Source organism: Streptomyces daliensis (assembly GCF_054782395.1).
Genome location: NZ_BAAGSO010000106.1, coordinates 203,295 through 225,809, shown reverse-complemented (window position 1 = coordinate 225,809; position 22,515 = coordinate 203,295). Strand labels below are relative to the sequence as shown.

The 22,515-nt window shown below is 71.9% G+C and carries 23 protein-coding genes and 1 pseudogene; 16 read left to right on the top strand and 8 right to left on the bottom strand.

Annotated features, from left to right (window positions below; genetic code table 11):
* Positions 1–39 precede the first annotated feature (39 nt).
* From ACYVOO_RS28660 to ACYVOO_RS28635, 6 genes are all read left to right on the top strand, one after another.
* Positions 40–999, top strand: coding sequence for an ArsR/SmtB family transcription factor (locus tag ACYVOO_RS28660; protein WP_461018602.1), 960 nt, complete (start codon positions 40–42; stop codon positions 997–999).
* Between the two features lie 141 nt (positions 1,000–1,140).
* A complete protein-coding gene (locus tag ACYVOO_RS28655; RefSeq protein WP_461018601.1) occupies positions 1,141–1,290 on the top strand; it encodes a hypothetical protein in 150 nt (49 codons plus the stop codon).
* A 60-nt stretch (positions 1,291–1,350) separates the two neighbouring features.
* Complete coding sequence (locus ACYVOO_RS28650) at positions 1,351–1,506, top strand: hypothetical protein (protein ID WP_461018600.1); 156 nt, start codon at positions 1,351–1,353, stop codon at positions 1,504–1,506.
* A 27-nt stretch (positions 1,507–1,533) separates the two neighbouring features.
* On the top strand, positions 1,534–1,797 hold the full coding sequence (locus tag ACYVOO_RS28645) for a hypothetical protein (RefSeq protein WP_461018599.1): 264 nt from the start codon (positions 1,534–1,536) through the stop codon (positions 1,795–1,797).
* Between the two features lie 353 nt (positions 1,798–2,150).
* Entirely contained in the window at positions 2,151–4,583 is a 2,433-nt protein-coding gene (gene pepN / locus ACYVOO_RS28640) for an aminopeptidase N (RefSeq protein WP_461018598.1), read from the top strand.
* A 15-nt stretch (positions 4,584–4,598) separates the two neighbouring features.
* The gene (locus ACYVOO_RS28635) at positions 4,599–4,751 is read left to right on the top strand and encodes a hypothetical protein (protein ID WP_461018597.1); all 153 of its coding nucleotides are present in this window, start codon (positions 4,599–4,601) and stop codon (positions 4,749–4,751) included.
* 42 nt (positions 4,752–4,793) lie between these two features.
* Here the strand turns inward: ACYVOO_RS28635 and ACYVOO_RS28630 are convergent, their stop codons facing one another.
* Positions 4,794–5,996, bottom strand: a complete 1,203-nt coding sequence (locus ACYVOO_RS28630) for an FAD-dependent monooxygenase (protein ID WP_461018596.1) — start codon at positions 5,994–5,996, stop codon at positions 4,794–4,796.
* Between the two features lie 99 nt (positions 5,997–6,095).
* On the opposite strand from ACYVOO_RS28630, the gene ACYVOO_RS28625 reads away from it, so the two are divergent.
* Positions 6,096–6,812 carry a TetR/AcrR family transcriptional regulator gene (locus tag ACYVOO_RS28625; protein WP_461018595.1) on the top strand — a complete coding sequence of 239 codons (717 nt, stop codon included), beginning with the start codon at positions 6,096–6,098 and terminating at the stop codon, positions 6,810–6,812.
* On the opposite strand, the gene ACYVOO_RS28620 is transcribed toward ACYVOO_RS28625, so the two are convergent.
* The 3 genes from ACYVOO_RS28620 to ACYVOO_RS28610 all read right to left on the bottom strand — a co-directional run bounded on the left by ACYVOO_RS28620 (position 6,759) and on the right by ACYVOO_RS28610 (position 8,591).
* On the bottom strand, positions 6,759–7,193 hold the full coding sequence (locus ACYVOO_RS28620) for a helix-turn-helix domain-containing protein (protein ID WP_461018783.1): 435 nt from the start codon (positions 7,191–7,193) through the stop codon (positions 6,759–6,761). The genes ACYVOO_RS28625 and ACYVOO_RS28620 overlap by 54 nt on opposite strands.
* A gap of 446 nt (positions 7,194–7,639) precedes the next feature.
* A complete protein-coding gene (locus ACYVOO_RS28615) occupies positions 7,640–8,053 on the bottom strand; it encodes a TMEM175 family protein (RefSeq protein WP_461018594.1) in 414 nt (137 codons plus the stop codon).
* 133 nt (positions 8,054–8,186) lie between these two features.
* Positions 8,187–8,591 (bottom strand): hypothetical protein, encoded by a 405-nt coding sequence (locus ACYVOO_RS28610; RefSeq protein WP_461018593.1) that lies wholly within the window; start codon positions 8,589–8,591, stop codon positions 8,187–8,189.
* Between the two features lie 99 nt (positions 8,592–8,690).
* Between ACYVOO_RS28610 and ACYVOO_RS28605 the strand changes: the two genes are divergently transcribed.
* The 4 genes and pseudogenes from ACYVOO_RS28605 to ACYVOO_RS28590 all read left to right on the top strand — a co-directional run bounded on the left by ACYVOO_RS28605 (position 8,691) and on the right by ACYVOO_RS28590 (position 11,710).
* The gene (locus ACYVOO_RS28605) at positions 8,691–9,725 is read left to right on the top strand and encodes a helix-turn-helix transcriptional regulator (RefSeq protein WP_461018592.1); all 1,035 of its coding nucleotides are present in this window, start codon (positions 8,691–8,693) and stop codon (positions 9,723–9,725) included.
* A 222-nt stretch (positions 9,726–9,947) separates the two neighbouring features.
* Positions 9,948–10,464: pseudogene (locus ACYVOO_RS28600) on the top strand (Tn3 family transposase); the annotation flags it as partial.
* Entirely contained in the window at positions 10,464–10,598 is a 135-nt protein-coding gene (locus ACYVOO_RS28595) for a hypothetical protein (protein ID WP_461018591.1), read from the top strand. The pseudogene ACYVOO_RS28600 and the gene ACYVOO_RS28595, both read left to right, overlap by 1 nt.
* A gap of 119 nt (positions 10,599–10,717) precedes the next feature.
* Positions 10,718–11,710, top strand: a complete 993-nt coding sequence (locus ACYVOO_RS28590; RefSeq protein WP_461018590.1) for an aldo/keto reductase — start codon at positions 10,718–10,720, stop codon at positions 11,708–11,710.
* Positions 11,711–12,509: 799 nt separating this feature from the next.
* Here ACYVOO_RS28590 and ACYVOO_RS28585 read toward each other — a convergent pair.
* Positions 12,510–13,493, bottom strand: coding sequence for a pirin family protein (locus tag ACYVOO_RS28585; RefSeq protein WP_461018589.1), 984 nt, complete (start codon positions 13,491–13,493; stop codon positions 12,510–12,512).
* Positions 13,494–13,634: 141 nt separating this feature from the next.
* Between ACYVOO_RS28585 and trxA the strand changes: the two genes are divergently transcribed.
* Positions 13,635–14,069, top strand: coding sequence for a thioredoxin (gene trxA, locus ACYVOO_RS28580; protein WP_461018588.1), 435 nt, complete (start codon positions 13,635–13,637; stop codon positions 14,067–14,069).
* On the opposite strand, the gene ACYVOO_RS28575 is transcribed toward trxA, so the two are convergent.
* Both ACYVOO_RS28575 and ACYVOO_RS28570 read right to left on the bottom strand, forming a co-directional pair.
* Complete coding sequence (locus tag ACYVOO_RS28575; RefSeq protein WP_461018587.1) at positions 13,979–14,623, bottom strand: DoxX family protein; 645 nt, start codon at positions 14,621–14,623, stop codon at positions 13,979–13,981. The two genes, trxA and ACYVOO_RS28575, sit on opposite strands and share 91 nt — an antisense overlap.
* A gap of 163 nt (positions 14,624–14,786) precedes the next feature.
* Positions 14,787–15,899, bottom strand: a complete 1,113-nt coding sequence (locus tag ACYVOO_RS28570) for an ATP-dependent DNA ligase (protein ID WP_461018586.1) — start codon at positions 15,897–15,899, stop codon at positions 14,787–14,789.
* A 99-nt stretch (positions 15,900–15,998) separates the two neighbouring features.
* On the opposite strand from ACYVOO_RS28570, the gene ligD reads away from it, so the two are divergent.
* From ligD to ACYVOO_RS28550, 4 genes are all read left to right on the top strand, one after another.
* Positions 15,999–17,048, top strand: coding sequence for a non-homologous end-joining DNA ligase (gene ligD / locus ACYVOO_RS28565; RefSeq protein WP_461018585.1), 1,050 nt, complete (start codon positions 15,999–16,001; stop codon positions 17,046–17,048).
* 73 nt (positions 17,049–17,121) lie between these two features.
* On the top strand, positions 17,122–17,664 hold the full coding sequence (locus tag ACYVOO_RS28560; protein ID WP_461018584.1) for a GNAT family N-acetyltransferase: 543 nt from the start codon (positions 17,122–17,124) through the stop codon (positions 17,662–17,664).
* 149 nt (positions 17,665–17,813) lie between these two features.
* Positions 17,814–19,739 (top strand): glycoside hydrolase family 35 protein, encoded by a 1,926-nt coding sequence (locus ACYVOO_RS28555; protein ID WP_461018782.1) that lies wholly within the window; start codon positions 17,814–17,816, stop codon positions 19,737–19,739.
* Between the two features lie 219 nt (positions 19,740–19,958).
* Positions 19,959–21,599 (top strand): serine/threonine-protein kinase, encoded by a 1,641-nt coding sequence (locus ACYVOO_RS28550; RefSeq protein WP_461018583.1) that lies wholly within the window; start codon positions 19,959–19,961, stop codon positions 21,597–21,599.
* On the opposite strand, the gene ACYVOO_RS28545 is transcribed toward ACYVOO_RS28550, so the two are convergent.
* Positions 21,589–22,512 carry a TetR/AcrR family transcriptional regulator gene (locus ACYVOO_RS28545; RefSeq protein WP_461018582.1) on the bottom strand — a complete coding sequence of 308 codons (924 nt, stop codon included), beginning with the start codon at positions 22,510–22,512 and terminating at the stop codon, positions 21,589–21,591. The genes ACYVOO_RS28550 and ACYVOO_RS28545 overlap by 11 nt on opposite strands.
* Between the last annotated feature and the right edge of the window lie 3 nt (positions 22,513–22,515).

Sequence of the window (22,515 nt, the reverse complement as noted above, 5' to 3'; positions counted from 1 at the left end):
CGTGATGGCGTCAGTAACGGACTGTCCGGGGGGGAAGTCGTGCTGCGTATCCATTTCAGCGCCGGAGATCTGGCCCGCACCAGGGTCGCGGACGGGCTGGACCCGTTATGGGAGATCGTCCTGAGCATCCATCAGCTCCACGAGCGGCGGCGGGACCCCGTCCTCCGCTCCTGGCGGCACGACGCGCGTACGCCGGGGGTGCGGGCCCAGCGCGTCCTGGCACCGCTGATGCCGCCCCAGGGCTACTTCCCCGACTTCCTCACCCCGGCGGCGGCGTCCGGCGGGCTGGAGTGCGGGATCGACGCCGTGCTCTCCACCCCGCGCCACCAGCTGCGCAGCGAGGTCACCCTGCTCTCGGCCCGCAACCCGGTGCCCGCCTGGGCCCGGGCCCTGGCCGACGGGGAATGCGACACCCTGCGCCGCGTGGGGCAGGCACTGCGCCAGTACCACGCCTCGGTCCTCGAACCGAGCTGGCAGCGCATCACCCACCGCACCGAGGCCGACCGCCTGAACCGGAGCCGGACCCAATGCCGCCTGGGCACCGAGGCGATGCTGCGCACCTTCGCGCCTCTGCTGCGCTGGCAGCCGCCGGTGCTGTGCGCCGACTATCCCGTGGACCGGGACATGCACCTGCACGGGCGCGGACTGCTGCTCGTGCCCTCGTACTTCTGCCGTCGCACACCGGTGGCACTCGTCAACGAGACGCTGCTGCCCGTCCTCGTCTACCCGGCCAGGCCGGAACCGCCCGGCCCGCCCGCCGTACCGGAATCCCGGCTGGCGCCGCTGCTCGGGCACACCCGTACAGCCGTGCTGCAAACGCTCCGGCACCCCCGCACCACCACCGAGCTGGCAGGACACGCGGGGGTCTCCCTGTCCTCGGCCAGCGAGCACGCCGCCGTGCTGCGCCGCGCCGGGCTCGTCACCAGCACGCGGGAATCCCACTGCGTACGCCACGCCCTCACCCCGCTGGGCGCCGAGCTGCTCACCGGAAACACCTGACCTGTCGGTTTCGGACTCGCCCGAAACCGCTACCGGCGCGGCGCGCCGGGCCCGCAGACTCTCACCCGAAGGTCGTCACCGGGCCGCACTGCCCGGAGACGTCAACGGGGGAAACGGGGGGCGGGGCCAGCGCGTGTGCGTATGCGTGTACGCGGTGCGGGCGTCGGCGTATGGCGCTCGACGGTGACGGGAGCGGTCGGGGGGCTGCTCCTCGTCGCCGGTGCCGGGTTGATCGTGGACGGCCTGCCAGGCCCCAAGTCATGGTCCTGGCTCCGCGTCTTCGGCTGGTAAGCACCTCTCAGGCCGCGTGGACGATCATGTGCGCAGCAACCGGCCGGCGTAGGGTTTCGGGTGGGTCTGTACCTACGCACGCTCCTCGCCGCCGAGCACCAGGCACCCCAGGAGACGCACTCCCGACCCGCGGTGAAGTCCCTCATCTCCGGACTGCTGCTCTCTGGCCGCACCACACCCCAACTCCGCGCCCCGGCCGCCCGCGCACTGGCCTGACGGACACGCCGGAGAAGAAGGGCCCGTATGAGCAGGCTGCTGGAAGCGGTGTGTGCACTGGCCGTGGGCGTCCTCGTTGCGCTCCTTGTGTGGGGTGCTCACCCTGGCGCCGTGCGGGTGGCGTGGCGGGAGGGCGAGCTGGGCGGCGTGACGCTCGTTTTCGTGGCGGCATGTGCACTGTGGCTGGTGCTGTGGCGCAGGCGTACCGGGCGCGGCTGGCTGGCATGGCCGCTTGTCGTGCTGCTGTGCGGTGCGGCTGCTTCGCTGGTCGTGGCGGCCATGGCCGGTTGACCGGCGCAGGTTGGCAGCCCGGTAGGGCTTCCCGTTCTTGTGGGCGGGGAGCCCCGTTGGCGTTTTCGGGCTAGCTAGACCCCGGATCGGCGATCTCGCAGGACTCCGCTGTCCTCGTCGGCGAGGACAGCCACACCGTCACGTGGCTCGACCGGGGACGCCCGACCGGGCCACACCCATGTCCGGGCACCGCCGACGCCATCTTCCCACATACTCACTAAACCGGCGCGCCATGCCAGACGAGCGTATGGCAGGCGACTGGGCACCCTACTTTTCAATCAGGTGATCGCCAGGTTCCACAGCAGGAATGAGCAGGAACTACTCGAATGAGCGGATCTGCGAGAGGGAAAGCGATGAGCGGCAAGAGTCTGACTCAAACCGAGGCTGAGGGGCGCGCGAGGCTGCTGACGGTCGAGCGGTATGACGTGGCCGTCGATCTTTCGGAGTTGATGACCGGTTCGCGGGTCCGGTGCGAATCAACGATAACCTTTACGTGTCACCGGCCCGGGGCCGAGACCTTTGTCGATTGTGCGGCGGCGGTTGAGAGCGCCACGCTCAACGGGGTCGTGCTGCGGTCGGCTGTTGAGGGCCGGATCGCGCTGACTGATCTTGCCGAACGCAGCGTCCTCACGGTGGTCTCGGTGACGGAGTGCTCGGCCGATGGCCAGGGCGTGCACAAGGCGGTCGATCCCGCCGACGGCGAGACGTATGTCTACACCGACTTCGCTCCCGACTACGCCCGGTATGTGTTGGCCTGCTTCGACCAGCCGGACCTCAAGGCGCCGTGGGCATTCACCGTGACCGCTCCTGCCGACTGGCGGGTGCTGAGCAATAGCGGTGACCCGCAGGTTGAAGAGCTCGGCTCAGTGCGGCGCTGGACCTTCCCGCCGACGCCGCCGCTGGCGGCGTACAACACTGTGATCAATGCGGGCCCGTACTACGAATTGCGTCGTCGCGGAGCTGGTCATGATCTCGGTCTCTTCGCCCGGCAGTCGCTGGCTTCGATCCTGGACCGGGACGCCGATGAGCTGTTCACCCTGACCACTCAGGGGCTCGAGTTCTTCGCTGGCAAGTTCGGCATGCCGTTTCCGCAGCATAAATACGATCAGGTCTTCACGCCCGAGTTCCCCGGCGCGTTGGAGAACTTCGGCTGCGTCACCTGGATGGACTGGTTCCTGCGCAGGACCACTCCGACCAGGGCGGAGTGGGACATCTTCTCGCGGTACCTGCTGCACGAACTCGCGCACATGTGGTTCGGCAACATCGTCACGATGCGCTGGTGGGACGACCTGTGGCTGAACGAGGCGTTGGCGGAGTTCGCGAGCAACTGGGCCGCGGTGAGCGTGACGTCGTACACCGATGCCTGGACGGCACATCTGGCCGGTGAGAAGCTCAGAGCCTATTTCATGGACCAGGGGCCGACGACGCACCCGATCCGCCAGCAGGTCCGCGACGTTTCCGAGGCGAAAGCGACGTTCGACGCCATCACCTACCCCAAGGGCGCGTCCGTACTGCACCAGCTGATGACGTACGTCGGCGAGGCAAACTTCTCCGCCGGTCTCACCAGCTACTTCGCCACGCATACCTGGGGCAACACCACGCTGCATGACCTGATCGACGCGGTCGCCGACGCCAGTGGACGTGACCTGGACCAGTGGCGCACGGGATGGCTGGAAACAGCGGGCACCGACCGGCTGACTCTCGACCACGATGCAGACGGGTTCGCCCTGGTCGCTCAGGGGCCGGGTGGCTGGCCACGCCCGCATGTGCTTGCCGTCGGCGCCTACGAGCGGTCCGGGGACCGCCTTGAGCGCATGGCACTCGTCGAAGTCGAGGTAACGGGCGAACGGACCCGGCTCGGCCTACCAGCAGGAGCCGACCTGTATCTGGTCAACGATGAAGACCTGACCTTCGCCTCGACGAGACCCGACGCCACGACCAGAGACGCGTTCTTCCGCAACGCCGCTCGCCTGCCCACTGCGACCGCGCGGGGTGTCGCCGTCACCACGGCCTGGGACATGCTGATCAACGGCGAAGCGACAGCCGCCGAAGCCGTGCAGTGCCTGACCGGAGTGCTCGCTGTCGAGACGTCCGCGTCGGTGATCGAGCCGTATCTCAACCTGGCCGTCGAGGCCGCAGATCTGTGGAGCCCGGAATCGGAGCGGGACGAGCTGCTGCGAGCAGTGGCTGAGGCGTGCCGCAGCCTCTCCGACGTCGGCGCCTACCGCAAAGCGGCGTTGCGTGGCTTCGCCCGCACTGCGTCCGGGCTGGAGGAGGTTGCGTGGCTCCAGACCGAGGCCGGGGAAGACATCGATCTCCAGTGGCGGGCACTGGTTCGCAAGGCTCAGCTCGGAAGCCCGACCGCAGCCGAGGCACAGGCTCTGCTCGACCGCGACCCGGATCCCGACGCATGGATCAGCAGGCTCCAGGTCCGCGCGGCGACCCCGGACGCGGCCGAGAAGAAGGCAGTCTGGCAGACGCTGGCGACGGACCGCGCGGTGCCTATCGCTTCGGTCCACTCAGTTGCGACGCTGTTCTGGAGCGCCGGCCAGGACGACTTGCTCAGGCCCCACACGGAGGCCTACCTCGATCTCGTGCGAACCATCCACCGCAGCGGAACCCAGCCGACGACGACCTACGCCAAAAGCCTCTTCCCGGTGTTCGGTATCGACCTGAACTTCGTGGGACGAGCGGAAGACCTGGCGGCACAGGTTGTCCCGGTCGTCCGCACGAACCTCCTGGACCGGGCCGACAGGATGCGCCGCATACTGCGCTCCCGCGGCTGAAGGCTTGCGGCGCTGGTGCTTCTCCGGGCGCCCACCCGCGGTAACTCGGACAAGAGCAGCCAGTACAGGGCGTACATCGGCTGCGTGAGGCGCAACCAGTGGTGGGGCCAACTGGGCTGGGCCGACGCCGACAACAAGTTCTCGTCCCGCAAGTGGGCCAACTGCTGACCGGCAACACCGGGCCGGGGCGTGCTCCGGTGACGCCGCACGTCAGTCATGAGCTGACGCGACTGGATCGGCTGGATAGTCCGGCAGGGCAACGGTGCTGCTGACCCTCTCGCCCAGTTTGAGCATGCCGTTCAGGAACAAGGAGCGCGAGAGCAAGGTGTTGCGGAGGCGCGCGCCGGTGGCGGTGGCGGGGGCGAGGAACTTCCCGGTACGGTCGCCGCCTTCCTGGCAGCCCTTGGCGTACTTGCGGAGCCTGCTCTCGTACCGGGTGAAGGCAGTGCGGTGCTCGCCCCGGGCCTGCGCCAGCTCGCCCGCCAGCACGTAGGCGGCGACCATCGCGGTTCCCGTGCCCATGCCGCCGATGGTGGCTCCGCAGGCCGCGTCGCCGACGAGGCACACCCGCCGCGTGGACCAGGTGTCCACGTCGGCCCGGCTGATCGAGTCGAAGTACAGATCGGGGGCCTGATCAAGGGAGGCGAGCAGGCGGGGCACCTCCCAGCCGAGGCCGGAGAAGGCATCGGCGATCAGCTTCTTCTGCTGTTCGGGGTCGTGCCGGTCGTACGACAGCTCGGGCGAGGCGAAGACGAAGAACGCTCCCGCCCGTGCCGGGTCCCGGTGGTCGGCGCCGACGGAGGCCAGCCGCCCCGGCGCGTTGTAACCGACCGAACCCTTTGCGAGCCCCGGGTAGCTGTCCCTGGGGAGCTGCCATGTGGCGGCGTAGTAGCCGAGATGGCTGACGTAGTCCCGCTCCGGGCCGAAGGCGAGGCGGCGGACGTTGGAGTGCAGCCCGTCCGCCCCGATCACGAGGTCGAAGTCGCGTGAGGCGCCGCCGCGGAACTCGACCCGCACGCCGGACGGGGTCTCGGCGAGGCCGGTGATCGAGTCGCCGAAGATGTACTCGGTGTAGGGGGCGCTGTGCTCGTACAGCACCCGGGCCAGGTCTTCACGGAGGACCTCTATCTCGCCGCCTGCGAACTCGGCGGGCAGACGCAGCAGCGTCCGGCCGGCCTCGTCGACGAAGCGCATCGGGCTGCCGCCGGTCTGGAGACGGCGCAGCTCCGACAGCAGGCCCATGCGCTCCAGCACGGTCAGGTGTGTCTCACCGCGGAAGTCGACAGCGTGACCGCCCTTGCGCAGGGCCGGGGCGAGTTCGACGACGGTGGGGTTGAAGCCGTGGCGCCCCAGCCAGTAGGCCAGCGCCGGGCCGGCGATGCTCGCGCCGGAGATGAGGACGTTCGTGGTCATGGGATGCCCCTCACTGAAACCGTGTCCGACGGACACTGATAATTACTGTGTACCATAGACACAGCTGAATTGCCTCAACAAGGCAGGACCGGAGGGGACTTGAGCGACGCGCACGCCGAGGCGGTGCGGCTGCTGTGGGGGCCGCACCCGAAGCCCGCGCGGGGCCCCAGGCGGACACTCGACCTGGCCCGTATCGCGCGGGCCGGTATCGAGATCGCCGACGCGGAGGGGTCGGCCGATGTCTCCATGCAGCGGGTCGCCGCACAACTGGGCGTCACCAAAATGGCGCTGTACCGGTACGTGCCGGGCAAGGCCGAGCTGGTCGCGCTGATGGTCGACGCCGCGATCGGCCCCTGCCCGACAGCGAAGCAGGCGCACGGTGGCTGGCGGGAGCAACTGGAGGGCTGGGCCCGTCAGTTGCTCGCCGTCTTCTCCCAGCACCCCTGGGCGCTGGAGGCCACCCTCGGGCCGCGGGTCGTGGGACCTGGGGAGTTGTCCTGGCTGGAGCGTGCCGTCGCCGCACTGGACGGTACGGGGCTGAGCGGTGCCGAGCGGATGGACGCAGCCGTCCTTCTGGTGGGTCACGTACGCGGCATCACCCAGCAGGCCCGCGCAGCGGGTCCCGCTGGCAACCCCGAGGCCCAGCTCGGCGCCATCCTCGGCGACCTGGTGCAGGCGCACGGTGAGCGGTTCCCCGCGCTCACCGAGGCCCTCGCCTCGGCAGCCCGGTCCGAGGGACAGGACCAGGCATGGGAATTCGGCCTACAGCGCATCCTGGACGGCCTGGCCGCACTCATCGACGAGCGCGCTCGATAACCTACGTGCGAGTCGCCACGGGCACCGGTCGTACGCCTCGACCTTGTCAGTCGCAGCGGTCACCCGTTGCCGCAGCGGGGCGTCGGAGAGGCAGCGCAGTAGCTGCACGGTGCGGATCACGCGGCCGACCTCGCGGAACGCGCCGCCAGAATCGCTCAGCGGCACCAACGTCACGCCTCCCCGGGTCACCGGGCGCAGGTGAATGCCCGGGGCTCCCGTACGGGGCGCGCCCACAAGATGGTCGAGGGGCACCGCGTACACCTCGGCGAGTGGCAGCAGCAGCTCCAAAGTCGGCTTGCGACTGCCGCCCTCCAGACGAGACACCGTGCTCTCGCTGATTCCGGTCCGCTGGCCAAGCTCAGCCAGCGTGATCCGCCGTATCGGGTGAGGGCTTCGGACAGTTCGGTCCGCTGCTCATGCGTCATCGGTCCCGGAACGCAGACCGGAAATGTCCTCACGACCGGGGTGGGCGCGGGAGGGAGCAGCTTCGGGTGGGGCCATCCCGCCGGGCCCGTCTTCGGCGGGACGGATTTCTGCGCGGACTCCACGAAGAGCGCGGTGAACTGATACGGCCCCCGATGCGGGATCTCCCCCGAAGTGGCTGGACCGGCTGATGCCCGACCTCGGCATCGAGGGCGAACGGCTCGCGGCGGACCGGCAGCAAGACGGCACGGACGGTCACGGCCCGCCCCCGCCCGTCGCGGTCGGCGCGTCCTCGTGCATCTCCCCACGCAGGATGTCTTGAGCCATAGCAGCGATCATGTCGAGCTGCGGAGCGGCTGTCCCCAGGGCTCAGGCGGGTGTCCGGGCGGCGGCCGTTCCAGTGGTCAGCGGGCGGTGCGTTGGCGTCGGAGACGCGCCAGCCTCGGCATGACGGAGAGCAGCCATCCCATGTTCCATACCGTCAGGGAGCGGGTGAACTCCGTGACCGATGAGAAGGTCCGGTGGTGCTCCCGCCAGATATTCGCGATGACCGCGAAGCTGAGCAGAAAGCTCCAGATCTGGCCGAGGTGGCCGGTGATCACCTCCCTGGCGCCCTCGTGGGCGGACGCGGCTTCCGGGACGAGGTCCACCAGCGGCAGGATCAGCAGGGTGATGGAGATCGCGGTCACCGCGTCCGTGAAGAGCACCACGCGCTCCCCCGAGACGCCCCCGTCGGTCCTGTCCGCCGCGGGAACCGACGGCTCTGCCTGGTCGGACCCTCCCGTCCCGGTCTCGCCGACGACACCACTGGCACCCATACGTCCGCACCTCTCTCCTGCCGTGCCCGCCGCGCCTGCCGCCGCTGCCGGACTCCGCTGGTCGTGGACGTTCCCGTACGCTCTCCACACTCAAGCCTTGACCAGCACTGATGGATGAGTCTGGAGGAAGCGGCTAGACCAGTGGCCCGCGTTCGGGCCACCACCGCTGGACGGCCTCGACGGTCGTCGACGGGCTCACGTTGAAGCAGAGCTTCGCGCCGGGTGCCAGTTCGCGGGTGGTGTCGACCAGGATCTCGAAGAGCGGGGTCAGCGCCGGGTCCAGCCGGATGCCGGCGCCGATCATCACGAGGTCGTAGTCCTTCCCGGACAGCGCGGCGCGGTAGACCGCCTCGGCCGTGCGGCCGTAGTCGAGCAGGCAGAGGTCGACGGTGAAGCCGAGTTCCTCAAGCCGGGCCCGCTCGGCGGCCACACCGGCCCGCACCGCTTCGGCGTCGATCTCGGGGAACGCCGCCCGCGACGAGGGCGCGTCGTCCACCAGCGCGGGATCGAGCCCGACGGTGAGCATGGATGGGGACATGCCGTGATACCTCCTGTGTCTTGCCTTACGTTTCCGGACTGAGGGTAGGCAGCGGGGCAGCCACCCGGCCCTCCCACACTTCTGGGATACCGTTCGGCCGTGAGCTCCCCGGTGGCCCAGCGCGAGACGGTGCGTGACGTCGAGGCGGTCTGCCGTCTCGACCTCGGCTCCCGGGAGCTGCGACGCCGGATCGCCGAGCGGCTGACGCGGCTCGTCCCGGCCGACTCCTACTGTTTCGGCGCGATCGACCCCGCGACATTGCTGATCACCGACGACGTGAGTGCCGGGCTCACGCCGGACGCGGCCGCGGCCGCCGTGCACAACGAGTACCTGGTGGACGACGTGCTGAAGTTCGCGGCGCTCGCCCGCTCCGAGATGCCCGCGGGCACGCTCGGTGCGGCCACCGGCGGTGACCCGGAGTCCAGCCACCGGTACCGGGCCGTGCTCCCGATGATCGACGCGCGGCACGAGCTGCGGGCGAGCTTCGTGGTGGACCGCCGGTGCTGGGGCGCCATCGCCCTGTTCCGCGGCGGTGGGCGGCCCGACTTCACCCCGGCCGACATCGATGTTCTGCGGCGGCTGTCCGCCCCGGTGGCCGCGGCCCTGCGCCGGGCCGTCCACCGGGCACCCGCCGACACCGCTCCCGGCCCGGCCGAGGCGGGTGTGCTCCTGCTCGATCAGGACATGCGGCTGCTCTCGGAGAATCCGGCCGCGAAACTCTGGCGGGACGAACTGGCCTGGTCCGGGGCGGAGCTGCCCATCGCGGTACTGGAGGTCGCCGCGCGGGGGAGAGGCGCGGCGCTGCCGGCCTACGGGCGGATCCGTGGCCGGTCGGGCCGGTGGCTCTCGGTCCACGCCTCGCCGCTGAGCGGTGGCCCGTGCCCGGGGCCCCTCGCGGTGACGATGCACCCGGCGCCGACCGCCGACGTGGCCGAGTTGCTGCTGCTCGCGTACGGGCTCACGCCGCGCGAGCGGGACGTCCTGGCGCGGGTCGTCGCCGGCCTGCCCTCGCGGGCCATCGCCATGGAACTGCACATCACCGCGGCCACCGTGCAGGACCACCTGAAAAGCGTCTTCACGAAGACCGGTGTCCGCAGCCGCCGCGAACTGGTAGCGACCATCCTGGACCTGTGAGCGGCCCGTTCCCACGGCTCCGCTCGCCACGGCCCAACTCGTGTGAATCCTTTGCACCGGCCACCGGCTCTTATGCACACAAGGATGAGCGGCCATACGGCCGAAGAGTCGAAGGAGGCGGGCGGAACGTGGCCCAGTCCACCAGGAGTTCATGGCCGGGCGACCAACTCGTCAGCGCCGCACAGCGCGGTGACAAGTCATCGATCGAGGTACTGATCTCAGGTCCGGGCCTACGACCTGCTGCGGATGTTCGGCCGCGAAGGCCACCCCACCCCACCCCGCTCGGCGCCGCGTTCGCCGAGTACGGACGGATCGACAAGACCATGCACCTGCTCGCGCTGGTCGACCCGGTCGACGACACCTACCGTCGGCTGATGAACCGGCAGCTCACCGTGCAGGAGTCCCGCCACCGCCTCGCCCGCGCGATCTGCCACGGCGGCCGCGGCCAGATCCGCCAGGCGTACCGCGAGGGCCAGAAGGACCAGCTCGCCGCCCTCGGCCTCGTCCTCAACGCCGTAGTCCTGTGGAACACCCGCTACCTGGACGCCGCCGTCGCACAGCTCCGCGCCGAGGGCCACGACAGCAAGGACGAGGACGTCGCCCGCCTCTCTCCGCTCAAGGACCGGCACATCAACTTCCTGGGCCGCTACCTGTTCAACATCAAGCCAGCGGCCCCGGCCAGGGCCTGCGCCCACTGCGGGACCCGGACGCGGTCGAGGACGGCGAAGACGAGCGGTGATGGGCGACGCACCCGACCTGTCGGGCCGCTCGTTGTCGGAGCGGAAGTCCCGCGCAGATACCCAGGTGTCCGGGCCCTGTGGAGACCTGCTGCCGGTGGACCGCTTCACCCTCACCCACCCCTGCCGCGCCTGACCCTCCGGCGGGGCCGGTCCTCCGGCTTGACTTCGAGCGCGCTCCAAGTCCTAGTTTTCCAGGTGTTCGTCAGCCCTCGAGGTACCGCCCGGTCCGCCGGGCAGGAGGAGTATCCGCGCATGATCAACCGAACCACGCTCGGCTCGTCCGGTCTCACCGTCAGCGCGATGGGCCTGGGGTGCATGGGGATGAGCGAGAGCTACGGCGCCGCCGACTGGGACGGCGGCCTGGCCACCATCGACCGGGCCCTGGAGCTGGGCGTCACGTTCCTGGACACCTCCGACTCCTACGGCACCGGGCACAACGAGGTGCTGGTGGGCCGGGCCATCCACGGCCGCCGGGACCAGGTGCAGCTGGCCACCAAGTTCGGCATCGACCGCAGCGCCGGCGACAGGTCACGCCGCATCCGCGGTGCCCGGGACTATGTGCTGCGCTCCTGCGACGCCTCGCTGCTGCGGCTGGGCGTCGAGGTGATCGACCTGTACTACGCCCACCGCCCGCCCCAGGACGTGGAGATCGAGGAGACCGTCGGGGCGATGGCCGAGCTGGTCGAGGCGGGCAAGGTCCGCCATCTGGGCCTGTCCGAGGTCGACGGCGAGCTGCTGCGCCGGGCGCACGCGGTGCACCCGATCACCGCGGTGCAGAGCGAGCACTCGCTGTGGACCCGCGACGTCGAGGCGGTCACCCCGGTGATGGCCGAGCTGGGGGTCGGGCTGGTGCCGTACTCGCCGCTGGGGCGGGGGTTCCTGACCGGCGCCCTGGACCGCTCCACACTGGGCGAGAAGGACTTCCGGCGCACCAACCCCCGTTTCGCCGGCGAGGCGGGCGAGGCCAACGAGAAGATCGCGCAGACCGTGCGCGAGGTGGCCGACCGGCTGGGTGCCACCCCGGCCCAGGTGGCGCTGGCCTGGGTGTACGCCCAGGCCGAGCGGCTCGGGGTGGCGGTGGCGACCATTCCGGGCACCCGCAGCCCGGCCCGGCTGGAGCAGAACGCGGCCGCGCTGGAGCTCGCCCTGGACGCCGAGGCGCTGGCCGCGCTGGACCCGCTGAGCGACCAGGTAATGGGCGAGCGCTACACCCCCGCGCACACCGCTGAGGTCGCTCGGGGTTAGCCGGTGGGCTCGCCGGTCACGACCAGCCGGGGTCGAGCCGACGACGCCCATGAGACGATCCGGCCGATCCAGAGGCGTCGCGACAGGACGGGGCCACCGTCCCTGGTTCCCGTGGTGAAACGGCTGAACATCCCCGGTCCGCGGAGACGGGCCGCCGGGCCCGGCCACAACACCACACGGCGTTTGTCCGACACCGGCCTGAGCTTCGTCCGCATGGACCATCACGACGCGAGCAACCACCGCGTACGGATCACCGCGGGGTCCGAAGGCCACGGTCGAGATCAACGGCCAGCGGATCGCCCCGGGCGCGCTGACCAGCTACACCATCAACCACAGGCAGGCGAGCCACCCGCACCTCATCCTGGCCTGCGAAGACCCCGACAGCACCGTCTTCGACGGCCACGCCCGCGTCGCGGTCGCCGACGTACCCGCTCCCGGACCGGCCGCCGCGCTCTTCCTGTCGGCCATCGATGCCGCAGAGCTGGAGCGCGCGGCCTTGACCCGTACCGACCACGCCACCGCCCTCGACTTCCTGACCCCTGCGTTCAGGCGCCCGCCCCACAACCGCCCTGGCGTCGGATGCCACACATCAGCACGTCGCGAACACCCACCTCTACAGCGTGATGCGCTGTACGAGGTTTGTTGGAACCCCGTAAACAGAGTCCGGTCAACGCGCCGGTCAGCACCAGTCGAAGAAGACCGCGCCTTGCCGCGTGCGCGGCCGAACATTCGAGTGGTCCGGAGTCCCAGCTCAAGACTGCCCGCCCCACCGTGCGAGGGACGTCCTCAGCGTCGCAGGTCAGCGCACCCTCCCCCGCGCCTTCAGCGGCACGGGCGGCAGCTCGGGCGCGGGCAGCCGGGCCCCGTCGTAGCCCTTCACTTCCCCGAACCGTGTCCCCGACGTCCAGTCCTCGCGGGCCTGGGCGATCTCCTCCCCCGTACGCCCGATGAAGTTCCAGAACATCACCAGCTTCTCCTCGAAGGGCTCCCCGCCCAACAGCAGCAGCCCGCTGTCCGTGTCGGCGCGCAGGGGGAGGGAGTCGCGTCCGCAGCCGAGGTAGAGCATCGAGCCGGGGGCCAGCCGCACGCCGTCCACCTCGGTGGTCCCGGACATGGTGAGCACCGCGTACTCGAAGTCCGGTTCCAGGGGCAGGCGGGCGTGGGTGCCCTCGGTCAGGGTCAGGTCGGCGCCGACGAGAGGGGTGTGGACGGTGCCCGGTGAGGTGGCACCGTCCAGTTCGCCGAGGATGACCGTCGCGTCCAGCCCCTGGCTCGCCGCGCCCGCAGAGCCGGTGACCCGGGGCAGCCGCGCATGGTGCTCGAAGGCGGGCTCCCGGTGCCGGTGCTCCTCGGGCAGCGCCACCCACAGCTGTGCCCCGTGCAGCAGCCGCGCGTGCTCGCGCGGTGACTCCTCGGAGTGCGAGATGGCGCGGCCCGAGGTCATCAGGCCCAGCTCGCGCGGCCGTACCGTCTGGAGGCTGCCGAGGCTGTCGCGGTGCAGCACCTCGCCCTCGTGCAGCCAGCTCACGGTCTGGAGCCCCATGTGGGGGTGCGGCGGCACCTGCATGCCGGGCTCGTCGGCGATGTCGTCGGGGCCGAAGTGGTCGACGAAGCACCACGCGCCCACCATCCGACGCCCCAGGTTGGGCAGCAGTCTGCGTACCTCGGTGCTCTCGCCCAGTGGCACCGTGCGCGGCTCCAGCAGTTCACACACGGGGCGGGCCGACACCTCCTCGCGGCCACCGCAGGAGGACGGGGCCGGCCGCAGATCGAGATTGCTCATGTCTACCGCACCTCTCGTGCATCTTCGTGCCGTCGCAGGGAATGCGGGGCCGTACGACATCGTTCCACGGGCAGGTTTCCCCACACCCGCACAGCGGACGAGACCGGACGAGACCGAGAGTCCCCACCGCAGGAGAGAGACATGAGCACGGGCACGCTAGAGCTCACCAAGGACAACTTCGACGAGGTTGTCTCCGGCAACGACTTCGTCCTGATCGACTTCTGGGCGAGTTGGTGCGGGCCGTGCCGTTCGTTCGCGCCGGTCTACGAGGCCGCGGCCGAGCGGCACCCCGATCTGGTCTTCTCGAAGGTCGACACCGAGGCGCAGCAGGAGCTGGCCGCGGCCTTCGAGATCCAGTCGATCCCGACCCTGATGATCGTCAGGGACCGCACGGTGATCTTCTCCCAGCCCGGAGCACTGCCCGAGGCAGCGCTGGAGGACGTCATCGGCCAGGCGCGCGCCCTGGACATGGACGAGGTGCGCCGTCAGGTGGAGGCGGAGGAAGCCGCCGCGTCGGAGTCCCCCGGGTCCGGGGCCGAGTCCGGGTCAGGGTCCTCCGCCGGTTCCGCCGCCTGAGCGCGGTTCCGCCGGGACAGCACGGTCGCCGCCGCGAGGGCCGTCCCGGTGAAGGCCAGCGCCATCGTCCACGGCTGATCGAGGCGGTGCCCGGTGAGCCGGTCCAGTGAGTACCGGCCCGGGCCCGTCAGGGCCAGCCCGGCCGCGACGAAGCCGAGCAGCGCGGGGTACTCGTAGCCGCCCGAGGTGGCGAAGAAGCCCGCGGGCGCGTGCACGGCGACGGCGCCCGCCATGGCACCGGCAGCCGCGGCGCCCGCGGCCGGTGTCCCGAGGCCGAGCGCGAGCAGCGCACCGCCGCCCGCCTCACCGGCGCCCGCGGCGAGAGCGCTCTGCTTGCCCGGATGGAAGCCCATGTGCTCCATGGCCCCCGCTGTGGCCTCCAGACCGTGGCCGCCGAACCAGCCGAACAGCTTCTGCGCGCCGTGCGCGAACAGCACCCCGCCCGTCCCGGCCCTGAGCGCGAGCAGTCCGAGGTCCTTCCTCTTCTGGTGCCACTCGGCGCGGGTGCCCCGCGCGTGCGGGCACGGGTGCGCGTGCGGGTGCCTGTGCGTCATATGGGTGTCCCTCCTGGGCGGGCCCGGCTCCCGGGGCTTCCCGGCGTCCCGCGCGGCCTCGGTGTGTCTCCTCCCCCAGTCTTGGCGGCGGCCTCCCGCGCCACCCGGCGGGCTGGGCCGTACGGGTGATGGCCCCCCTCCCCGGAGCCGTCAGCCGGAGCTGTCAGCCGGTTCCGGTGCCGGTGCCGGGGTGACCCGTCAGCGCCTCCGTCAGGTCGTAGCTGACGGGCTCCTCCAGTTGCGCGTACGTGCACTCGCGCGGCTCGCGGTCGGGCCGCCAGCGGCGGAACTGGGTGGTGTGCCGGAAGCGGGCCCCCTGCATGTGGTCGTAGGCGACCTCGCAGACCCGCTCCGGGCGCAGCGGCACCCACGACAGGTCCTTGCCGCCCGACCAGCGGCTCTGGCCGCCGGGGAGCCGGGACGCCGCCTGCGCCTCCTCGCTCTCCCACTCGGCCCAGGGGTGCCCGTCGGCCGACTCCATGCGCAGCGGTTCCAGCTCCGCCAGCAGCTCGCGGCGCCGCGACGCCGTGAAGGCGGAGCTGACGCCCACGTGCTGGAGGGTGCCGGAGTCGTCGTACAGGCCCAGCAGCAGCGAGCCCACGCCCTCGCCACTCTTGTGGACGCGGAGGCCCGCGAGGACGCAGTCGGCGGTGCGCTCGTGCTTGACCTTGACCATGACGCGCTCGTCGGGGCGGTACGGCAGCGACGGGCGCTTGGCGATCACGCCGTCGAGGCCCGCGCCCTCGAACTGCTCGAACCACTCCCGTGCCACCTCGACGTCGTCCGTCGCTGGCGCGACGAACAGCGGCCCCGACGCTCCTTCCGCCCCCTCGCCCCGCACCCCGCTCAGCGCCTCCGTCAGCGCCGCGCGACGCTCGCTGAGCGGCGCGTCCAGCAGCGAGCCGTCGCCCAGCGCCAGCAGGTCGAAGGCGACGAGGCTCGCCGGGGTCTCCTGGGCGAGGAGCCGCACGCGTGAGTCGGCCGGGTGGATGCGCTCCAGCAGGGCCTCGAAGTCGAGCCGTCCGTCGCGCGCGATGACGATCTCGCCGTCGAGCACGCACCGCTCGGGGAGGCGTGCGCGCAGCGCGTCGGCGAGTTCGGGGAAGTAGCGGGTGAGCGGCTTGGTCGTACGGCTGTCGATCCGGATCTCGTCGCCGTCACGGAAGACGAGGGCGCGGAAGCCGTCCCACTTGGCCTCGTAGTGCATGCCCGACGGGATGCGCGCGGCCGGCTTGGCGAGCATGGGTTTCACGGGCGGCATCACCGGAAGGTCCATGGTCGCGATTGTGCGGCGGCCCTGGGCGCCTCGCCTGTCGGGCCCGTACGCGTCCGCGCCCGGGAGGCGGGGCCCCGCCTCCCGGCTTAGCGTGACCGTATGGCAGAGGCGGTGGAGCTGACGGCCGACGGCCGTACCGTGCGCGTGTCCCACCCGGACAAGGTCTACTTTCCGCGACGGGGCCTCACCAAGCTGGACGTCGCCCGCTACTACCTCGCCGTCGGCGACGGCGTGCTGCGGGCGCTGCGCGACCGGCCCACCACACTGGAGCGCTACCCCGACGGGGTGGAGGGCGAGTCGTTCTTCCAGAAGCGGGCGCCGAAGAACCTCCCCGAGTGGATCCCCACCGCGCGCATCAGCTTCCCCAGCGGCCGGTACGCCGACGAGATCTGCCCGGACGGCACCGCCGCCGTGCTGTGGGCGGCGAACCTGGGCTGCCTCACCTTCCACCCCTGGCCCGTGCGGCGCGCGGACACCGACCGGCCCGACGAACTGCGCATCGACCTCGACCCGCAGCCCGGCACGGACTACGCGGACGCGGTGCGCGCGGCCCTGGAGCTGCGCCCGCTGCTGGCGGAACTCGGGCTCGACGGCGGCTGGCCGAAGACCTCCGGAGGGCGCGGCCTGCACGTCTTCGTGCCCCTCGTGCCGGAGTGGACGTTCACGCAGGTGCGCAGGGCCGCCATCGCCGTCGCGAGGGAGCTGGAGCGGCGGGCGCCCGCGCGGGTCACCACCGCCTGGTGGAAGGAGGAGCGCGGCGAGAAGATCTTCGTGGACTACAACCAGACGGCCCGCGACCGCACCATCGCCAGCGCCTACTCCGTACGCCCGCGCCCGCACGCGCCCGTGTCGGCGCCGCTGCGCTGGGACGAGGTGGAAGCGGCGCGCCCCGAGGACTTCGACCTGGTGACGATGCCCGCGCGCTACGCGGAACTCGGCGACGTACACGCCGGGATGGACGCGCGGCCGTGCCGTCTCGACGCCGCGCTGGAACTCGCGGACCGCGACGAGCGCGAACACGGCCTCGGCGACCTCCCCTACCCGCCCGAGCACCCGAAGATGAAGGGCGAGCCGAAACGGGTCCAGCCCAGCAGGGCGCGGGACGCGAAGGACGGTGCGCGGAACGCGAGGGGCGCGGCGGGCGCGTAGTCCGGTCCCGTCCCGTCCCGTCCCGTCTTCTATTCGGTTGCCGCAGGCCAGGCCCGTCGGATAGGAAGCCTGCATGCTAACGGGCGGCAAGGTCGGGCTGAGGGCCCGGCACGAGGACGACATTCCGGTTCTGCGGACGGAGCTGTACGACGACGTGGTCAACGCCTCGCGCGCCGAAGGCGGACCGTGGCGGCCGCTCAAGCCGGATACGAAGGATCCGCGGCTCGTGGTGGACGACACGCAGCAGGGGGTCGTCGCGTTCTCGGTGGTGGAGCTGGACGGCGGCGCGCTGATCGGCACCGCGACGCTGTGGGGCATCGACAACCACAACCGGTCAGCGCACATCGGCCTGGGGCTGCTGCCCTCCTCGCGCGGCAAGGGCTACGGCACCGACGTGGTCGCGGTGCTGTGCCACTACGGTTTCGTCGTGCGCGGCCTGCAAAGGCTTCAGATAGAGACACTGTCGGACAACGCCGCGATGCTGGGCTCCGCCGAGCGCAACGGCTTCGTCCGCGAGGGTGTGCTGCGCTCCTCGGCCTGGGTGCTGGGCGAGTTCAAGGACGAGGTGCTGCTCGGGCTCCTCGCCCAGGACTGGAAGCCGGACCCGAAGGGCTGACGCGGAGGACTGACGCGGCCGAGCTGACGCGATCAGTCCAACCGGTCACGGGCTTTGTCCATGGACCGGCCCCCGCACACGGATCACTGTGGACGACGCCCGGTGCATGAGGCCCGGTGGACGACGGAGAGAGCGGGGGCCTGCGAGACGTGGCCGAGTTCACGGTGGGCGAAGCGGACTTCCTGCTCGACGGGCGGCCCGTGCGCCTTCTCTCGGGGGCGCTGCACTACTTCCGGGTGCACGAGGCCCAGTGGCCGCACCGGCTGCGGACGCTGCGCGCGATGGGCCTCAACTGCGTCGAGACGTATGTGCCGTGGAACCTTCACGAGCCGCGCGAGGGACGGTACCGCGACGTGGCGGCGCTGGGCCGGTTCCTGGACGCCGCGCGGGAGGCGGGGCTGTGGGCACTGGTGCGCCCCGGCCCGTACATCTGCGCCGAGTGGGAGAACGGCGGGCTGCCCTCGTGGCTGACGGGGCGGCTGGGGCCGCGGGCGCGCACGCGCGACCCCGGGTACCTGGACCTCGCCGACAGCTGGCTGCGCCGCGTGCTGCGCGAGGTGGTGCCGCGTCAGGCGGACAGGGGCGGGCCCGTGCTGATGGTGCAGGTGGAGAACGAGTACGGCTCCTACGGCTCGGACCTGCCGTACCTGGAACATCTCGCCGGGACCCTGCGGGACGCGGGCGTGACGGTGCCGCTGTTCACCTCGGACGGGCCCGAGGACCACATGCTGACGGGCGGCTCCGTGCCCGGCGTCCTGGCCACGGCGAACTTCGGCTCGGGCGCCCGCGACGCGTTCGCGGCCCTGCGGCGGCACAGGCCGCACGGCGCGCACGGGCCGCTGATGTGCATGGAGTTCTGGTGCGGCTGGTTCGGGCACTGGGGCGGCGCTGAGCCCGTCGTGCGCTCGCCCGCCGAGGCGGCCGAAGCGCTGCGGGAGATCCTGGAGTGCGGGGCCTCGGTCAACGTCTACATGGCGCACGGCGGCACCAGCTTCGGCGGCTGGGCGGGCGCCAACCGCGCGGGCGAGCTGCACGACGGAGCGCTCCAGCCGACGCTGACCTCCTACGACTACGACGCGCCCGTCGACGAGTACGGGCGGCCGACGGAGAAGTTCCGGCGCTTCCGCGACGTCCTCGCCCCCTACGCCGAGGGCCCGCTCCCCCCACTGCCCCCGCCCCCGCCCGCGCTCGGCGCGCCCACCGGGGCACGGCCGGTGCGGTGGGCGCCACTGGGCGCGGTCGTGGACGCGCTGGGCGGCGAGGAGACGGAGACCGCGCTCCCGCCCAGCTTCGAGGACCTGGACGTGGACAGGGGCCTGGTGCGCTACCGGCTCGACGTGCCGGGCCCGCGCCGCCCGTACCCGCTGCGCGTCACGGGGCTGCGGGACCTGGCCGTGGCCTACGTGGACGGGCGGCGGGTCGGCGTGCTCGGGACGCACGCGGGCGCGGACGCCGGGGGCGAGGACGGGAACGGGAACGGGGGCGGCGACGCGGAGTCGGTGGCCGTCGGCAAGGTGGCGGGACCGGCCGCCGTGGAGCTGTGGGTGGAGTCGCTGGGCCGCGTCAACTACGGGCCCCGGCTGGGCGAGCCCAAGGGCATCACGGGCGGGGTGCTGCACGAGCGGCAGTACGTGCACGGGGTGCGGGCGCGGGGCCTGCGCCTGGACGCGCTGGAGGAGCCCGGCGCACTGGACCGGGTGCCGTTCGTGCCCCTGGCCGGACCCCTGGACACGGCACACGGGGGCGAGGGGGAACTGCCCGACGCGGGGCGCGGGTTGTTCCGCGGCTCCGTCGAGGTACGGGGCGCGGGCGACGCGGTCTGCGCGCCGGAGGGTTTCACTCGGGGCCATGTGTGGGTCAACGGCTTCTGTCTGGGCCGCTACTGGGCGACGGGACCGCAGCGCACCCTCTATGTGCCGGGCCCGGTGCTGAGGGAGGGGGCGAACGAGGTGTGGGTGCTGGAGCTGGAGCGCGCCTCGGCCCCGTACCTGCGCTTCGGCACCCCGGAGGACCCGCCGGAAGCCGACCGCACCGGCACGCGCGGCGGGAACCGGGGCCGCCCCGGCGCCGTCTGACGCGTCGCCGAACCTGTGGGGGACCCGTGGGGGCCCGTGGGGCCCGTGGGGAACCCTTCACCGTGTGCGTCGGCGAACCCGTCATCCCCGGACAACCCCGGACGTCTCCCTGGCACCCCCGGGCTCCTTGCGCACCTCCCCCACCGGTGCCCGGGGATCACCCCGTTAGGGTGCCTGGAGGAACGTGTGTGCCCCAGGGGGAAGCGGAGAGTGTGCGGCGTGAGCGACCAGGACCGGCTGGTGGCCGGAAGGTACCGGCTGACGCGGCAGCTAGGACGGGGCGGCATGGGCACCGTGTGGCTGGCCTCCGACGCGCTCCTCGACCGTCAGGTCGCGGTCAAGAAACTGCGTGTCCCTGCCCACTTGGAGGACGACGACCGGGCGCGGCTGTACGAGCGCACACGCCGTGAGGCGCGCAGCGCGGCCCGTATCAGCCACCCCAGCGTCATCATCGTGCACGACGTGGTCGAGGACGACGGGCTGCCGTGCATCGTCATGGAGTACGTGCCTTCGCGCTCGCTGAGCCAGGTGCTCAAGGAGGACGGGCCGCTCTCCCCCGAGCGGGTGGCGGGCGCCGGGCTGGCGATGGCGTCGGCCCTGCGCGCGGCGCACGGCGCGGGCGTGCTGCACCGGGACGTGAAGCCCGCCAACGTCCTGCTCTCGGCCCCTCACTCGGCGCACGGCGCGCACGGCGGACGCACCGTCCTCACCGACTTCGGCATCGCGGCGGCCTCCGGGACCTCGACCCTCACCCGTACCGGCGAGTTCGTCGGCTCCATCGACTACGCGGCGCCCGAGCGGATGCAGGGCGGCGTCTCGGGCCCGGCCGCCGATGTGTGGGCGCTGGGTGCCACGCTGTACGAGGCGGTCGAGGGGAAGCCGCCGTTCCGCAGGGACACCTGGGTGGAGACCGCCTACGCCACGGCAAGTGAGCCCCCGCAGCCGATGGAGCGGGCCGGGGCGCTGGCGCCGCTGATCGAGCGGCTGCTGGAGAAGGAGCCCGGCGAACGCCCCACGCTGGAAGAGGCCGAGGCCATGCTGTCCGGCAGCACGGCGACGGTGGCCTCCGGCGGCGCGGCGGCGGCGACGCGGCCCGAGGGCACCGGGTCCGGCGCTCCTGCGGGTGCCGAGGTCCTGACGGCCGGGCCCGCCGAACCGGCGACGGCGACGACCGGCGCGCAGCGCCGCACCACCGTCGGCGGCGGAAACGGCGCCGAACCCACGCTGGCCACGGGGCGCCATCCGCGCCGCCGGGGCCGCGCGCTGGCGTGGGCCGTCACGGTCGCGGTCGTCGGCTGCGCGGCGGCGACCGGGGGCTGGTGGTTCGCGCGGGACAGCACGGCGACCCCCGCCACGTCCGCCGCTTCGCCCTCCACGGCACCGTCCGGGAGCGCGAGCCCGTCGCCCTCGCGCCCCGCCACACCGGAGGGGTACCACCGCGTCCAGGACCCGCTCGGCTTCTCGGTGGACGTGCCCGACGGCTGGCACCGTCAGGCGACGTCGGGCGAACAGGCCGACTACATCGCGCCCTCGGGCCGTACGGGGCTGAAGTTCAGCGTCCTGGACTTCGCCGACACCAGCCCGCTGCACCACTGGCGGCAGCTGGAGCCCGAGGTGCGGGCGAAGTCCCCCGGCTACGAGCGGCTGCGCATGAACGCCACCGCGTACCAGGGCGAGCCCGCCGCGATCTGGGAGTACACCTGGCAGGGGCGGGTGCGGCCTTACCACGTGGTCGACCTGGGCTTCGGCAAGGTCGGCGAGACCCAGTACGCCATCTACCTCTCGGCGCCGGACGCCGAATGGGACGCGGCCAAGCCGTACTTCGACGTGGCGGCCCAGAGCTTCCGCGTCACGGAGTGAGGGGGGCACGCGTGCGCGTGCCGTCGTCGCCCTCACCGTCGCCGCCCTCGCCTGTGCGGGAGCGGACGAGCGCCTCGATGCCGTCGAGGATGCGGTCCAGGCCGAAGGCGAAGTCCCCGTCGAGGTCCTGCTCCGGGTCCGGCTCGGGGTCCGGAGCGGGATCCTGCCCTGCGCCCCCTTCCGCGTCGCGCCACGGTTCGAGTACCCCCGACGCGAGGACCGCCGTGATCGCGGGGAACCGCTCGGGGTCCGTGAGCCGGCGCAGCAGGTGGGCGTAGGAGGCCGTGGCCTCCTCCATGGTCCTTCCGGAGGCGCGGGCCGCCTCCACGAGGGAGGCCATGAGGACCGCCTCGTTGCGTACGTAGCCGCCCAGCAGTGAGAGCACCCCGAGCTTCTCGCCCTCGTCGAGCCCCGTGCCGCGCAGGCAGGCCAGGCCGCGTTCCATCCACGCCACCGAGTTCGGGGTGGCGGGCGGCATGGTGATGGGGACGTGGAGCGTCCAGAGGCAGCCGTGCAGCATCGCGCGCTGCGCCCGCGCCCAGTGCTCGATCCCCCGGCGCCACCCCTCGCCCGGCGGCGGACCGTCCGGAGGCGTCCCGTAGGCGGCGTCCGTCATCAGGACGACGAGGTCGTCCTTCGAGGAGACGTAGCGGTACAGCGCCATGGTGGAGACCCCCACAGCCGAGGCGACCCTGCTCATGGAGACGGCGGCGAGCCCTTCGGACGAGGCGATGTCCGTCGCGGCGGCGACGATCGACTCGACGGTGAGACCGCGCGCCGGGCCCTTCGTGGGGCGCTCCCGCAGCCCCCAGGCCGCCTCGATGCCGGGCGGCAGCCCGGTGCCGCCGCCCGCCGCACCGCCGTCAGCGCCGCCCGAACCGCCCGTCCCCCCGGCCTTCTTCGCCTTCGCCATCGC